The sequence below is a fragment of the Pseudomonas sp. NUPR-001 genome, assembly GCF_052147955.1.
GTDB lineage: Bacteria > Pseudomonadota > Gammaproteobacteria > Pseudomonadales > Pseudomonadaceae > Aquipseudomonas.
In genome coordinates, this window is the sequence record NZ_CP197353.1 from 1,882,431 (window position 1) to 1,896,930 (window position 14,500).

Annotated in this window: 13 protein-coding genes; 9 read left to right on the forward strand and 4 right to left on the reverse strand. The window is 59.8% G+C overall.

All coding sequences use genetic code 11. The annotated features are described in order from the left end of the window. Positions 1-571 precede the first annotated feature (571 nt). The 6 genes from fadB (at position 572) to ACP6KB_RS08740 (ending at position 7,890) form a co-directional block, all read left to right on the forward strand. Complete coding sequence (fadB, locus tag ACP6KB_RS08715) at positions 572-2,719, forward strand: fatty acid oxidation complex subunit alpha FadB (protein ID WP_442113339.1); 2,148 nt, start codon at positions 572-574, stop codon at positions 2,717-2,719. A gap of 29 nt (positions 2,720-2,748) precedes the next feature. Further along, a complete protein-coding gene (gene fadA, locus ACP6KB_RS08720; protein ID WP_442113340.1) occupies positions 2,749-3,924 on the forward strand; it encodes an acetyl-CoA C-acyltransferase FadA in 1,176 nt (391 codons plus the stop codon). A gap of 78 nt (positions 3,925-4,002) precedes the next feature. After that, entirely contained in the window at positions 4,003-4,266 is a 264-nt protein-coding gene (locus tag ACP6KB_RS08725; RefSeq protein ID WP_442113341.1) for a DUF1653 domain-containing protein, read from the forward strand. Between the two features lie 86 nt (positions 4,267-4,352). Then, positions 4,353-6,965 carry a type I DNA topoisomerase gene (gene topA, locus ACP6KB_RS08730; RefSeq protein WP_442113342.1) on the forward strand — a complete coding sequence of 871 codons (2,613 nt, stop codon included), beginning with the start codon at positions 4,353-4,355 and terminating at the stop codon, positions 6,963-6,965. Positions 6,966-7,084: 119 nt separating this feature from the next. Continuing rightward, entirely contained in the window at positions 7,085-7,606 is a 522-nt protein-coding gene (locus tag ACP6KB_RS08735; protein ID WP_442113343.1) for a DUF6586 family protein, read from the forward strand. Positions 7,607-7,656: 50 nt separating this feature from the next. Further along, the gene (locus ACP6KB_RS08740; RefSeq protein ID WP_045194907.1) at positions 7,657-7,890 is read left to right on the forward strand and encodes a hypothetical protein; all 234 of its coding nucleotides are present in this window, start codon (positions 7,657-7,659) and stop codon (positions 7,888-7,890) included. A gap of 65 nt (positions 7,891-7,955) precedes the next feature. On the opposite strand, the gene sulA is transcribed toward ACP6KB_RS08740, so the two are convergent. Continuing rightward, positions 7,956-8,438 (reverse strand): SOS-induced cell division inhibitor SulA, encoded by a 483-nt coding sequence (sulA, locus tag ACP6KB_RS08745; protein ID WP_442113344.1) that lies wholly within the window; start codon positions 8,436-8,438, stop codon positions 7,956-7,958. Positions 8,439-8,449: 11 nt separating this feature from the next. Further along, positions 8,450-9,058, reverse strand: a complete 609-nt coding sequence (gene lexA / locus ACP6KB_RS08750; RefSeq protein ID WP_442113345.1) for a transcriptional repressor LexA — start codon at positions 9,056-9,058, stop codon at positions 8,450-8,452. A 230-nt stretch (positions 9,059-9,288) separates the two neighbouring features. Between lexA and psrA the strand changes: the two genes are divergently transcribed. The 3 genes from psrA to nagZ are packed head-to-tail and all read left to right on the forward strand — an operon-like array spanning position 9,289 to position 11,590. Beyond that, entirely contained in the window at positions 9,289-10,002 is a 714-nt protein-coding gene (gene psrA / locus ACP6KB_RS08755; RefSeq protein WP_442113346.1) for a transcriptional regulator PsrA, read from the forward strand. Between the two features lie 42 nt (positions 10,003-10,044). Next, positions 10,045-10,569 (forward strand): L,D-transpeptidase family protein, encoded by a 525-nt coding sequence (locus ACP6KB_RS08760; RefSeq protein WP_442113347.1) that lies wholly within the window; start codon positions 10,045-10,047, stop codon positions 10,567-10,569. Between the two features lie 22 nt (positions 10,570-10,591). Further along, a complete protein-coding gene (gene nagZ, locus ACP6KB_RS08765) occupies positions 10,592-11,590 on the forward strand; it encodes a beta-N-acetylhexosaminidase (RefSeq protein ID WP_442114279.1) in 999 nt (332 codons plus the stop codon). 61 nt (positions 11,591-11,651) lie between these two features. Here the strand turns inward: nagZ and ACP6KB_RS08770 are convergent, their stop codons facing one another. Together ACP6KB_RS08770 and ACP6KB_RS08775 are read right to left on the reverse strand one after the other, a co-directional pair. Beyond that, positions 11,652-13,976, reverse strand: a complete 2,325-nt coding sequence (locus tag ACP6KB_RS08770; RefSeq protein WP_442113348.1) for a DEAD/DEAH box helicase — start codon at positions 13,974-13,976, stop codon at positions 11,652-11,654. Positions 13,977-13,978: 2 nt separating this feature from the next. Then, positions 13,979-14,494 carry a CsiV family protein gene (locus ACP6KB_RS08775; RefSeq protein ID WP_442113349.1) on the reverse strand — a complete coding sequence of 172 codons (516 nt, stop codon included), beginning with the start codon at positions 14,492-14,494 and terminating at the stop codon, positions 13,979-13,981. Between the last annotated feature and the right edge of the window lie 6 nt (positions 14,495-14,500).

Sequence of the window (14,500 nt, forward strand, 5' to 3'; positions counted from 1 at the left end):
CGGGCAATCCGCCTCAAACATTTTGTGTAGGAGCGGGCTTGCCCCGCGATTGAGGGCTGTCAGCCACACAGCATCGCGAGGCAGCAATAAAAAGCCCGATATACGCATCGGGCAGGCGGGCCAGGCAGGCCGGTTCAAGTCTTGATCTCCTCCCAGTGTAGCGGGCTCACCGCTGCTTGCGATTTTTCGTGTCTTTTTATTTACACCTGCCTGGCGTTGATCGGGCGTTTGAGCGTGTAAGTCTTTAACCACTATCGTTGCTATGAATACGGCTCAATCACCGATGCCCGTGTTTGCCCGTGCTCGACAGAAAGTGACCGCAAAGTCGCGTTTTCAGGCCGCTTTCGGGTATTTGACAACGGCGACCTTTTCGTTGAATGTGTGCATACCCAAATCAAACGGGCGTATGAATTGAGCGTTTGTATTGTCAGAATGCTCTTACAGAATCCCGACTATCGCGCTGACGGGTGTGCCTGGCGCAAGGTTCGGCAACACATGGCTAACGGCCAGCCGGGTCTTTCACCAGCGATTGGCGTGTACAGTTCAGCTTCCATATCGTGGAGATCAGTTGATGATTTACGAAGGTAAAGCCATCACGGTTAAGGCTCTTGAAAGCGGCATCGTCGAACTGAAGTTCGACCTCAAGGGTGAGTCCGTTAACAAGTTCAACCGTCTTACCCTGAACGAATTGCGTCAGGCTGTAGACACCATCAAGGCCGACGCATCGATCAAAGGCGTGATTGTCAGCAGTGGCAAGGACGTCTTCATCGTCGGCGCGGATATCACCGAGTTTGTCGACAACTTCAAGCTGCCCGAGGCCGAACTGGTCGCCGGCAACCTGGAAGCCAACCGGATTTTCAGTGACTTCGAAGACCTGGCCGTTCCGACTGTCGCCGCGATCAATGGCATCGCCTTGGGCGGTGGTCTGGAGATGTGCCTGGCTGCCGACTACCGGGTGATGTCCAGCAACGCCAAGATCGGTCTGCCGGAAGTCAAGCTGGGTATCTACCCGGGCTTCGGCGGTACTGTGCGTCTGCCGCGTATCATCGGTGCCGACAACGCCATCGAGTGGATTGCCGCCGGTAAGGAAAACCGCGCTGAAGATGCCCTGAAAGTCGGTGCAGTCGACGCTGTGGTCGCCCCAGAACTGCTGCAGGCCGCTGCCCTGGACCTGATCAAGCGCGCCATCAGTGGCGAGTTCGATCACAAGGCCAAGCGTCAGCCCAAGCTTGAGAAACTCAAGCTCAATGCCATCGAGCAGATGATGTCGTTCGAAACCGCCAAAGGTTTCGTTGCCGGTCAAGCGGGCCCGAACTACCCGGCGCCGGTTGAAGCGATCAAGAGCATCCAGAAAGCGGCCAACTTCGGCCGTGACAAGGCGCTGGAAGTCGAAGCTGCTGGCTTCGTCAAGCTGGCCAAGACTTCGGTTGCCGAGAGCCTGATCGGTCTGTTCCTCAACGACCAGGAGCTCAAGCGCAAGGCCAAAGCCCACGACGAAATCGCGCATGACGTGAAGCAGGCGGCGGTGCTCGGTGCGGGCATCATGGGTGGCGGTATCGCCTACCAGTCGGCGGTCAAAGGTACCCCGATCCTGATGAAGGACATCAACGAAGGCGCCATCCAGCTGGGCTTGAACGAAGCCTCCAAGCTGCTCGGCAAACGCGTTGAAAAAGGCCGTCTGACCCCGGCGAAAATGGCTGAAGCGCTCAACGCGATTCGCCCGACCTTGTCCTATGGCGACTTCGCCAATGTCGACATCGTCGTTGAAGCAGTGGTCGAGAACCCGAAGGTCAAACAAGCCGTGCTGGCTGAAGTGGAAGGCCAGGTGAAGGAAGACGCCATTCTGGCTTCCAACACCTCGACCATCTCCATCAACCTGCTGGCCAAGGCGCTCAAACGCCCGGAAAACTTTGTCGGCATGCACTTCTTCAACCCGGTGCACATGATGCCGCTGGTAGAAGTTATCCGTGGCGAGAAGTCCAGCGATGTGGCGGTTGCCACCACCGTTGCCTACGCCAAGAAAATGGGCAAGAACCCGATCGTGGTCAACGACTGCCCGGGCTTTTTGGTCAACCGCGTGCTGTTCCCGTACTTTGGCGGTTTCGCCAAGCTGGTCAGTGCCGGTGTCGACTTCGTGCGCATCGACAAGGTCATGGAAAAATTCGGTTGGCCGATGGGCCCGGCCTACCTGATGGACGTGGTCGGTATCGACACCGGTCACCACGGTCGTGACGTCATGGCTGAAGGCTTCCCGGATCGCATGAAAGACGACCGCCGTTCGGCTGTCGATGCGCTGTATGAAGCCAATCGCCTGGGTCAGAAGAATGGCAAAGGCTTCTACGCCTACGAAACCGACAAGCGCGGCAAGCCGAAGAAAGTCGCTGACGCTGCAGTGCTTGAAGTGCTCAAGCCAGTTGTCTACGAACAGCGTGAAGTCACTGACGAAGACATCATCAACTGGATGATGGTGCCGCTGTGCCTGGAAACCGTTCGTTGCCTGGAAGACGGCATCGTTGAAACCGCCGCAGAAGCCGATATGGGCCTGGTCTACGGCATTGGTTTCCCTCCGTTCCGTGGCGGCGCACTGCGCTACATCGATTCGATCGGCGTAGCCGAATTCGTTGCCCTGGCAGACAAATACGCCGATCTGGGTCCGCTGTATCACCCCACCGCGAAGCTGCGTGAAATGGCCAAAAACGGTCAGAGCTTCTTCGGTTAAGCGCCCAACGATAAAGAGCGAGAGAATATATGAGCCTGAATCCAAGAGACGTGGTGATTGTCGACTTCGGTCGCACGCCAATGGGCCGCTCCAAGGGTGGCATGCACCGCAACACCCGTGCCGAAGACATGTCCGCGCACCTGATCAGCAAGGTGCTGGAGCGCAACACCAAGGTCGATCCAAACGAAGTTGAAGACGTCATCTGGGGCTGCGTAAACCAGACCCTGGAGCAGGGCTGGAACATCGCCCGTATGGCATCGCTGATGACTCAGATCCCGCACACGGCGGCCGGCCAGACCGTCAGCCGTCTGTGTGGCTCGTCCATGAGCGCCCTGCACACTGCGGCACAAGCCATCATGACCGGTAACGGTGATGTCTTCGTCGTTGGCGGTGTAGAGCACATGGGCCACGTCAGCATGATGCACGGCGTCGATCCGAACCCGCACATGTCGCTGTACGCCGCCAAGGCGTCGGGCATGATGGGCCTGACCGCCGAAATGCTCGGCAAGATGCATGGCATCAGCCGTGAGCAGCAAGACCTGTTCGGCTTGCGTTCGCATCAGCTCGCCCACAAGGCGACTGTCGAAGGCAAGTTCAAGGATGAGATCATCCCGATGCAGGGTTACGACGAGAACGGCTTCCTCAAGGTCTTCGACTACGATGAAACCATTCGCCCGGACACCACCCTGGAAAGCCTGGCGGCGTTGAAGCCAGCGTTCAACCCGAAAGGGGGTACGGTAACAGCCGGTACGTCTTCACAGATCACTGACGGTGCTTCGTGCATGATCGTGATGTCGGCCCAGCGCGCCCAGGACCTGGGTATCCAGCCGCTGGCCGTGATCCGTTCCATGGCTGTGGCGGGTGTCGACCCGGCAATCATGGGTTATGGTCCGGTGCCTGCGACCCAGAAAGCGCTCAAGCGTGCAGGCCTGACCATCGCCGATATCGACTTCTTCGAGCTCAACGAAGCCTTCGCTGCACAGGCCCTGCCAGTGCTCAAGGATCTGAAAGTGCTCGACAAGATGGATGAGAAGGTTAACCTGCACGGCGGCGCCATCGCTTTGGGTCACCCATTCGGTTGCTCGGGCGCACGGATTTCCGGCACCCTGCTCAACGTCATGAAGCAGAATGGCGGGACCTTCGGCGTTTCGACCATGTGCGTCGGCCTGGGCCAAGGTATTACCACCGTCTTCGAACGCGTTTAAGCGTTTTGCGGATGGAAACCGGGGCCTGGTGCCCCGGTTTTTGTTTTTGTAGAAATTTTTTTCAAGAGGGTGAGCAACATGCAGATACAGCCAGGCATATACCGGCATTACAAGGGGCCTGAGTATCGTGTGTTCGGTACGGCGCGCCATTCTGAAACCGAGGAATGGATGGTGGTTTACCAGACGCTTTATGGCGATTTCAGCTGCTGGTTGCGTCCGTTGACGATGTTTACCGAGACGGTTGAGGTTGACGGGAAGTGCGTACCGCGCTTTGCTTTGATCACGCCTGAGGCCGAGCAGTTTCCTCCTCCGGCGCCTGAGCAGCTATTGCGTCAAGCTTGACCTCACTCTGTTGCCACTATATATAGCGGTGCCGCGTCAGGTACCTGCCGTGTTTTTATTTTCAGTATTCAGGAATTTTCCGATCCATGGGCAAATCGCTGGTCATTGTGGAATCCCCGGCTAAGGCCAAGACCATCAACAAGTACCTGGGCAGCCAGTACGTGGTGAAGTCGAGTATCGGCCATATCCGCGACCTGCCCACCAGCGGTTCGGCCAGCGCCAATAAGGAGCCTGCTGCCAAGCGTGGCAAGGCCGCTGCGGGCGAGGCGCCAGCTTTGTCGCCAAAAGAAAAGGCCCGCAAGCAACTGGTTGCGCGCATGGGGGTTGATCCGGACCACGGCTGGAAAGCCAAGTACGAGATCCTTCCAGGCAAGGAAAAGGTCATCGAAGAACTGCGTCGTCTGGCCAAAGACGCCGACACCATCTATCTCGCAACCGACTTGGATCGCGAGGGGGAAGCCATTGCCTGGCACCTGCGCGAAGCCATTGGTGGTGACGACAGCCGCTACAAGCGTGTGGTGTTCAACGAAATTACCAAGAAGGCCATTCAGGAAGCCTTCTCGCAGCCGGGCGAGCTGGACATCGACCGGGTCAATGCCCAGCAGGCCCGTCGCTTCCTCGACCGTGTCGTGGGCTACATGGTTTCGCCACTGTTGTGGGCCAAGATCGCCCGTGGCCTGTCTGCCGGTCGCGTACAGTCGGTCGCGGTGAAGCTGGTGGTCGAGCGTGAGCGTGAAATTCGCGCGTTCATCCCGGAAGAGTACTGGGAAGTGCATGCTGACCTGGGCACCGCCAAGGACGCCAAAGTGCGCTTCGAAGTGGCCCGTGAGAAGGGTGAGGCGTTCAAGCCGCTCAACGAAGCCCAGGCCATGGCGGCGCTGGAGAAGCTCAAGTCTTCCAGCTACACCGTTGCCAAGCGTGAAGACCGCCCGACCAGCAGCAAGCCGTCGGCGCCGTTCATTACCTCGACCTTGCAGCAGGCCGCGAGCAACCGCCTGGGCTTCGGGGTAAAGAAAACCATGATGATGGCTCAGCGCTTGTACGAAGCGGGCTACATCACCTATATGCGTACCGACTCGACCAACCTCTCGACCGATGCAGTGGAAATGGCCCGCAGCTACATCGAGAGCGAGTTCGGCAAGAAATACCTGCCTGAAGCGCCGATTGTCTACGGCAGCAAAGAGGGGGCTCAGGAAGCGCACGAAGCCATTCGTCCATCTGACGTCAACACGCACCCGACCAAGCTCAGTGGTATGGAGCGCGATGCCGAGCGTCTGTACGAGCTGATCTGGCGCCAGTTCCTCGCCTGCCAGATGCCACCGGCGCAGTACTTGTCGACCACCGTCAGTGTCACTGCCGGCGACTTCGAGCTGCGTGCCAAGGGCCGTATCCTCAAGTTCGACGGTTACACCCGCGTGCTGCCACAGCAGAGCAAGCCAGGTGATGACGACGTATTGCCGGAAATGAACCAGGGCGAAGTGCTCAAGCTGATTCAGCTTGATCCGAGCCAGCATTTCACCAAGCCGCCTGCACGTTACTCCGAGGCCAGCCTGGTCAAGGAAATGGAAAAGCGCGGTATCGGCCGTCCTTCCACTTATGCAGCGATCATTTCGACGATCCAGGATCGCGGCTATGTGACCCTGCACAACCGTCGTTTCTATTCGGAAAAGATGGGCGATATCGTCACCGAGCGCCTGTCTGAGAGCTTCTCCAATCTGATGGACTACGGCTTCACCGCCGGCATGGAAGAGAATCTCGATGACGTTGCCCAGGGCGAGCGCGACTGGAAAAACGTTCTGGATGAGTTCTATGGTGACTTCAGCACCAAGCTCAAGCTGGCTGAAGATGGCGAGAAAGGCATGCGTGCCAACCAGCCGACCCTGACCAACATCGCGTGCAAGGATTGCGGGCGGCCAATGATGATCCGTACCGCGTCCACCGGTGTGTTCCTCGGTTGTTCGGGTTACAGCCTGCCGCCCAAAGAGCGTTGCAAGGCCACGGTCAACCTGGTGCCGGGTGATGAAATTGCCGCTGATGACGAGGGTGAATCGGAATCGCGTGTGCTGCTCAACAAGCACCGTTGCCCGATCTGCTCCACGGCAATGGACGCGTACCTGCTCGATGAAAAGCACAAGTTGCACATCTGCGGTAACAACCCGGATTGCACCGGCTATGAAATCGAAGAGGGTAGCTACCGCATCAAGGGGTACGAAGGGCCGAGCCTGGAGTGCGACAAGTGCGGCAGTGAAATGCAGCTCAAAACCGGTCGCTTCGGCAAGTTCTTCGGTTGCACCAATGCCGAATGCAAGAACACCCGCAAGCTGCTCAAGAGCGGCGAAGCGGCACCGCCGAAGATGGATGCGGTGAAGATGCCGGAACTCAAGTGCGAAAAGGTCAACGACACCTATGTGCTGCGTGACGGTGCTTCGGGGTTGTTCCTGGCGGCCAGCCAGTTCCCGAAAAACCGTGAGACCCGTGCGCCGTTGGTGATCGAGATCATTCCGCACAAGGACGAAATCGATCCGAAGTACCACTTCCTCTGCGAAGCGCCGAAAAAAGACCCGGACGGTCGCCCGGCGGTGATTCGCTACAGCCGTAAAACCAAGGAGCAGTACGTGCAGACCGAGGTTGACGGCAAGCCGACTGGCTGGCGCGCCTTCTACGACGGTAATGCCTGGAAGGTTGAAGACAAGCGCTGACCGAGTTGCGGGGCAAGCCCGCTCCTACAGGGCACCAATAACCTGTAGGAGCGGGCTTGCCCCGCGATGAAGTAGTGTAGATTGATAGACCGCCTTGCAGCCTTTCGGAGGGCATCCAGATGGCCCAGGAACTCTATACCCGCACCAACCAGAAGATTTACTTCGCAGGCCTGGCGCTCGACGCCATGGGCAAGGCGCAAGAGAGCCGGGCGATGAATGCCCAGGCGCTGATTCAGGCCGAGCGTGAGTCGGCGCTGTTCCACCTCTACGGTGCCTTACTGGGGCTTTGTCACGAGATTGCCGGTTTTTACCGCTTGCCACAGGCGGTAGCGCCGCGTGCAGAACTGCTGTTGACCCGTGATGTGCTCGACGCAGTGGCCATTCCAGAAATGGCCGAGTTGGTTGAGTTGGCCGAACAACGTGAGACCTGGCTGGCGCAGCTGCTGGTGGCTTATGCCGATTTGTTCCGACCGCCGGTCGCGAAAAAAGCACCGAAAAGCGATGTTACCCAGCCGCTGATTCAGGCGGTGAGCCTTGATGAGCCTGAAGCGCAGCCGCTTTCACGGGAAGAATTGGAAAGCTGGCGGCAAAACCTCAAGGGCCTGACTGTTCGTTTTCGCGAAGGCCTGAGTGAGTGCTGATTGAGGCACTCGCTGGTACAATAACCGCCTTTCGTGGAGAACAGCCCCTTATGCCAACGTCCTTTTTAGAAATTGTCGAGTTACCTGATGGCCGGATCGAGCTGCGCCGTGCCGAGGACGAAGGCTCCCTGGTAACCCTGGATTTCTCCGAGGACGCCAAGGCCTTCCTGCAGGGGCAGCACGTCGAAGTGGCCAAGGCCATGCTCAGTGTTGGCGTGCAGATGGCCGGCAAGCTGGTGGAAGGCGAAATCGAGCGAGACGACGGACCACGCGTCCTGCATTGATCGCGCTGCATGGCTTCCTCGTCCTGAGGAAGCCTGGCTAAACCAATCAATAGTGCTCCTGAATATCAGCCCAGGCGGATGTTCAGGCTTTGCGCATCTCCTGCGCGTGCGGCGTTGCTCAATTGCTGGCGGGTGCTGCTGTTGACGGTGTTCAACCAGCTGACCACGGTATGGCTGCGGCCCAGGCGCAAGGCTTCGCAGGCCAGTTGCAAAGCGCTCTGGTTGCCGCGTGGCTGCAGCAGCAGGATGCGTTCGCGGTTAAGGCCCGCCTCACGTAACCATGCCTGGGTCAGGCTGGCGGGTGGGGCGATCAGGGTGAGCCAGCGCTCGTCCTGTTCTTCGCTCAATTCACTCAGTTCACGCAGCATGGGAGCCAGCAGGCTCTGGCAGCTGCCCAGCGCGCCACGCAAGGACAGTTCGCTGAAAACCTGAGCGGCGCCAGGGTGGGGCGCAGGCTTGGCGGTTTTCAGTCCGGGCAGCACTGGCTGGGCCAGGAACGCTTCGAACAGGGGCAATTGTGCTTGCTGTGGTGCGTGGGGGAACTGCATGACGCCTCCTTTTATCGGCGAATAACGCCGACACTCAAGCCCTCGATCACCAGCTCCTGCTCTTTCAGGTTGACTTCGATGGGGGCGAACTCGGGGTTTTCAGCAATCAGCCAGACCTTGCTGCCTTCTCGCTTGAAGCGCTTGACCGTTACCTCGTCGCCCAGGCGGGCGACCACGATTTGGCCATTACGGGCTTCGCGGCAGGTGTGCACGGCAAGCAAGTCGCCATCGACAATACCGACGTCTTTCATGCTCATGCCGTTTACGCGCAACAGATAGTCGGCCCTGGGGTGGAAGAAGGCCGGGTTGATGTTGCAGGACTCTTCGATGTGCTGCTGGGCGAGGATGGGGGCGCCGGCTGCAACCCGGCCGATAATCGGCAGGCCGCTATCTTCGGTTTTGGCCTCGACGCCAGGGATGCGAATGCCGCGCGAGGCGCCTGGGGTCATCTCGATTGCGCCCTTGCGTGCCAGGGCCTTGAGGTGCTCTTCGGCGGCGTTAGGCGACTTGAAACCCAGCTCTTGGGCGATTTCCGCACGGGTAGGCGGGAAGCCGTTGTCTTCCAGGCAGCGCTTGATGAAAGCCAGAATCTCAGCTTGGCGTGGCGTCAGTTTTAGCATATTGATCGCTCTGTCTTTTTATACAGTGACTGTAATTATATACAGTAAGCGTTGAGCTGCAAGCGCCATGCTTGAAGAAAAACCGGGGTGGGGCGTCAAGCGCTTGCAGCACGCGGCCTGCAGCTGTGATTTAATAGCTGACCGTATAGCCGCAAAACGCCTGCACAGACTTGACAAATCACCGCTTTGAAACGTATGTTTCAAACAAGTGTTTGTCAGGCGGAGTAGTCATGGCCCAGTCGGAAACCGTTGAACGCATTCTCGATGCTGCCGAGCAGTTGTTCGCGGAAAAAGGTTTTGCCGAAACCTCATTACGGCTGATCACCAGCAAGGCCGGCGTCAACCTGGCAGCGGTGAATTACCATTTCGGTTCGAAGAAGGCGCTGATCCAGGCGGTCTTCTCGCGCTTTCTCGGCCCTTTCTGCACCAGTCTCGAGCGCGAGCTGGAACGCCGTCAGGCGCGCCCCGAACACAAACCCAGTCTTGAAGAGCTGCTGGAGATCCTGGTTGAGCAGGCGCTGGTCGTGCAGCCGCGCAGCGGTAACGATCTGTCGATCTTCATGCGCCTGCTGGGCCTGGCGTTCAGTCAGAGCCAGGGGCATTTGCGCCGTTACCTCGAAGACATGTACGGCAAGGTGTTCCGTCGCTACATGTTGCTGGTCAATGAGGCCGCGCCGCGTATCCCACCGATCGAGCTGTTCTGGCGTGTGCACTTCATGCTCGGCGCGGCGGCATTCAGCATGTCCGGGATTAAAGCCTTGCGCGCCATTGCCGAGACCGATTTTGGCGTCAACACCTCGATCGAGCAGGTCATGCGCCTGATGGTGCCGTTCCTGGCTGCTGGCATGCGTGCCGACAGCGGTGTCACCGATGAAGCCATGGCCGCTGCGCAACTGCGCCCGCGCAGTAAATCGTCGAGCACGACAGCCACCGCCAAGGCCTAGCATGGCTGGGCGCGGCGGGCCGCATCGGCTAAGCTAGCGCTCATGCCCAGTCTGGATTTACTGCACATATCCCTTGCCGATCAATGCCTCTATGGGTTTTCCCAGGGGCAGTTGTGCCTGCGCTTGCCGGTGTCCACTGCCGTGAAGGGGGCGGGTGAGCGCAACGGTTCCGGGTGTACGCCACGCGGCCTGCACCAGGTGCGGGCGAAGATCGGTGCCGGCTTACCGCAAGGTGCAGTGCTGCGCGGGCGGCGCTGGACCGGCGAGATATGGACACCTTCTCTGCACATGCAACATCCCGGTCGCGACTGGATCCTCAGCCGTATCCTCTGGCTCAGTGGTTGCGAGCCAGGGTTGAATCGCATGGGCGAAGTCGACACGTTCCGTCGTTACATTTATCTGCATGGCACGCCCGACTGCGAACCTTTGGGTGTGCCGTTGTCCCATGGCTGCGTACGCCTGCGCAATGCTGACCTGTTGCACCTGTTTGAGCGGGTGCCGGTGCATTGCCGGGTGCTGATCGCACAAGCCGCATGCCCTCAATGGGCCAATATGCCCCTGAACTGAAGGATCAAATATGAGTGCCAGCCTGCAAGGCTCCCTGATGGTAGATATCGCCGGTACCTGGCTGACTGCAGAAGATCGTCAGTTGCTGCGCCAACCCGAAGTGGCCGGCCTGATCATCTTCGCACGCAACATCGAAAGCCCACGTCAGGTGCGTGAACTGACCGCCTCGATTCGCGCCATTCGCCCGGACCTGATCCTGGCGGTGGATCAAGAGGGCGGTCGGGTGCAGCGTCTGCGTCAGGGCTTTGTGCGTTTGCCGGCGATGCGCGCGATTGCCGATAACGACAACGCCGAGTACCTGGCCGAGCAGTGCGGTTGGTTGATGGCCACTGAAGTGTTGGCCGTGGGTCTGGACCTGAGTTTCGCCCCGGTTCTGGACCTGGATCACCAGCGCAGCGCGGTGGTCGGTAGCCGTGCGTTCGAGGGTGATCCGCAGCGCGCTACTGCGCTGGCAGGTGCGTTCATTCGCGGCATGAGCGCTGCTGGCATGGCGGCATGCGGCAAGCACTTCCCCGGGCACGGTTGGGCTGAAGCTGATTCCCACGTTGCCATCCCGACCGACGAGCGCAGCCTGGAGCAGATCCGCGCCGTTGATCTGGTGCCCTTTGCGCGCCTGAGCGGTCAGTTGGCAGCGGTGATGCCAGCCCATGTGATCTATCCGCAGGTCGACAATCAACCTGCAGGCTTCTCGCGGCGTTGGCTGCAAGACATTCTGCGCGGTGAGTTGGGCTTTGACGGGGTTATCTTCAGTGATGACCTGTCGATGGCCGGTGCCCATGTAGTAGGTGATGCCGCCAGCCGCATTGAGGCGGCGTTGAGCGCCGGTTGTGACATGGGGTTGGTGTGCAATGACCGGGCCGCAGCGGAGCTGGCGTTGAGCGCGGCGCAGCGCCTGAAGGTCAAGCCTTCGCCGCGTATTGCGCACATGCGCGGGCAGGGTTTTGCACGTACCGATTACCGCCAGCAGCCGCGTTGGCTGGAGGCGCTGGGGGCGTTGAAAGAGGCTCAGTTGGTTGATTGAAATCGCGGGGCAAGCCCGCTCCTGCCGCGGTCGGTGGGAGCGGGCTTGCCCCGCGATACAATCACCCTGTTTTCGACGCTTTACGCTTGCCCGGCAGCGGCGCAAACAACGCATCAATATCTTCTGCCGCCAAACGCCAATCCCCAGCCTGCCTACCATCCAGCACCCCGGCCGCCAGCGCTGACTTCTCCTGCTGCAACTGCTGGATTTTCTCTTCCACCGTGCCGCGGGTAATCAGCTTGTACACGAACACCGGTTTTTCCTGGCCGATGCGATAGGCGCGGTCGGTGGCCTGGTTTTCAGCCGCCGGATTCCACCAGGGATCAAAGTGGATCACCGTGTCGGCGGCCGTCAGGTTCAGACCGACACCTCCAGCCTTGAGGCTGATCAGGAAGATCTGCAAGCGCCCGCTCTGGAAGTCGTGCACCGGCGCCCGGCGATCACGGGTTTCGCCCGTCAACAGGGCATAAGCGATGGCGCGTTGCTGCAGCTCAGCCTCGATCAAGCGCAACATGCTGGTGAATTGCGAGAACAGCAACACGCGCCGCCCTTCGGCAAGCAGCTCTTCAAGCATTTCCATCAGGCTCGCCAGCTTGCCTGAGTGAGCGCTGCGGGCGGTTGATGCCTGGCTGTTGACCAGGCGCAAGTCACAGCACACCTGACGCAGCTTGAGCAGCGCCTCAAGGATGATGATCTGGCTGCGGGCGACGCCTTTGCGGGTGATTTCCGCGCGGACTTTCTGGTCCATGGCCAGGCGCATGGTTTCGTAAACATCGCGCTGGGCATCGCTGAGTTCGACCCAGTGAACCATCTCGGTTTTCGCTGGCAGTTCAGTGGCGACTTGTTCCTTGGTGCGCCTGAGCAGGAAGGGTTTGATCCGTGCGTTGAGGTGCTGCAGGCGTTCATCATTGCCCTGACGCTCAATCGGCACCCGGTAGTCGCGGTTGAAGGCTTTGGCGTCGCCCAGCCAGCCGGGCAGCAAGAAGTGAAACAGCGACCACAGTTCGCCCAGATGATTTTCCAGCGGTGTGCCGCTCAGGCACAGGCGTTGGCGCGCTTCGAGCTGGCGCGCGGCCTGGGCGGCCTTGCTGCCTGGGCTTTTGATGTACTGCGCTTCGTCAAGAATCAGCACATGAAACACCAGGCCCTTGAAGTGTTCCAGGTCCTTGGGCAACAGGGCGTAGGTGGTCAGCAGCAGGTCGTAATCCTGCAGCTGGTCAAAGTGCTTGCGTCGGCCGACGCCTTGCAGGGCCAGCACCTTCAGGCCTGGGGCAAAACGCGCGGCTTCATCCTGCCAATTGGGGATCAGGCTGGTGGGCATAACCACCATGGCCGGGCGGGTCAGGCGTCCGGCGTTTTTTTCGGTAAGCAGGTGGGCGAGGGTTTGCAGGGTTTTGCCCAGGCCCATGTCGTCAGCGAGGATGCCACCGACGTCCAGCTCGCGCAGGGCCTGCATCCAGCTCAGGCCTTCGAGCTGATAACTGCGCAGGGTGGCGTTGAGGCCGTCCGGGGTCTGCGCAGGCTGCAAGCGTATGTCGCGCAGGCGTTCAGCCAGGTTGCGCACCCGGTCGCCACCTTGCCAGCTCAGCGGCAATTCCTCGAGGGCATTCAGGCGTGTGGCGTCAGGGGTGGCCAGGCGCAGGCTGATTTCGCCCGGCTCGCGCTGGTAGAAATCACCGAGGGTAGCCAGCACCGGTTTCAGTCGCCCGTAGGGCAGGGCAACTTGCAGTGGGCGGCGCCCTCCCGCGTGCCCGGGGATGGTCACCAGCAGTTGTTCATCTTCGCGGCGTTTGGCCAGTTGTGCGGTGTTGAGCAACTCCGGGTGAGTGCGTAGCAGGTTGAGCAGAATCGGCAGCAGGCTCAGGCGTTCACCGTCGACCACAATGCCCAACTCCAGGTCGAACCAGTCGCGTTCCGGTGCTTCCTGGATATGTGCATACCAGTCGTCTACCGGGGTCAGGTCAAAGGCGAAGTCATCGGCAAACTCAATCTGCCAGCCTTGCTCACGCAGGGCTGGCAGTTCGCTCAGGACAAAGCGCAGCCAGGCGCTGTCGTTAGGCAGTTCGAACGGATCACCCGCGCTTTCCGGCAGCGCCTTGCTCTGGCGTGTGGCAATTTTGAAGCCCAGGCGCAGCAGCGTTTCACGCAGGCTGCGCTCGGCGGCAGGTTGGCGCTGGATGCGCAGGGTCTGCTCGGCTTCATGCTTGACGATGGCGATGTTCTTGGTGCCGCACACGTATTCGCCGGCGTAACCAAAGGCCAACGCTGCGCGGTGCTGGATGTGGCGCTGCATGCGCCCGTTACGCGGTTCGAAGGCGCTGAATTCGATGCTGCCCAGCCACAACCGTGGTTGTGGCTGGAGGGTGTCAATCAGTTGCTCGGGCATTTTCAGGGCTTGCTGACCTTGAGCAGCAGGGCCAGGTGGCCGCCGTCAAGGAAGGTCAGTTCTCCATTTTTTACCGTGCTGTTGCTTTGCTTGAGTTGTTCGCTCTGGGTGACGGCGCCGTTGCCATCGAACTGGTTGACCCAGAAGCTGGCCTCGACACTGATAAAGCGCTCTTCTTTAAGGTTCAGGTTGCCCTCGATGGGGAAGTGCCCGAACTGTTCTTTGCCGTCACTGATGGCAACGCTGCCGGCATCCTGTTTCCAGGCTTTGTGCAGCAGCACGGTGTATTGGCTGTCAGCGCTCAATTTGGCGGCTTCTTCGGTCAATGCCGGCTGGCGCAGATCGCCTGCGGCAATGGCCTGGGCGCCGTTGCTCCAGTCTTCCGGGGCGAACTGGCTGGTGATCGCCGGAACGGCGTTCTGCCGTACCAGCAGCATTTCAACCTGATAAACGCCTTCAGCAAACGCCGCTGGAGTGAACAACGCCAGCAGCAGGGTCAGGCAGCGAATGGCACGCATGGGTCT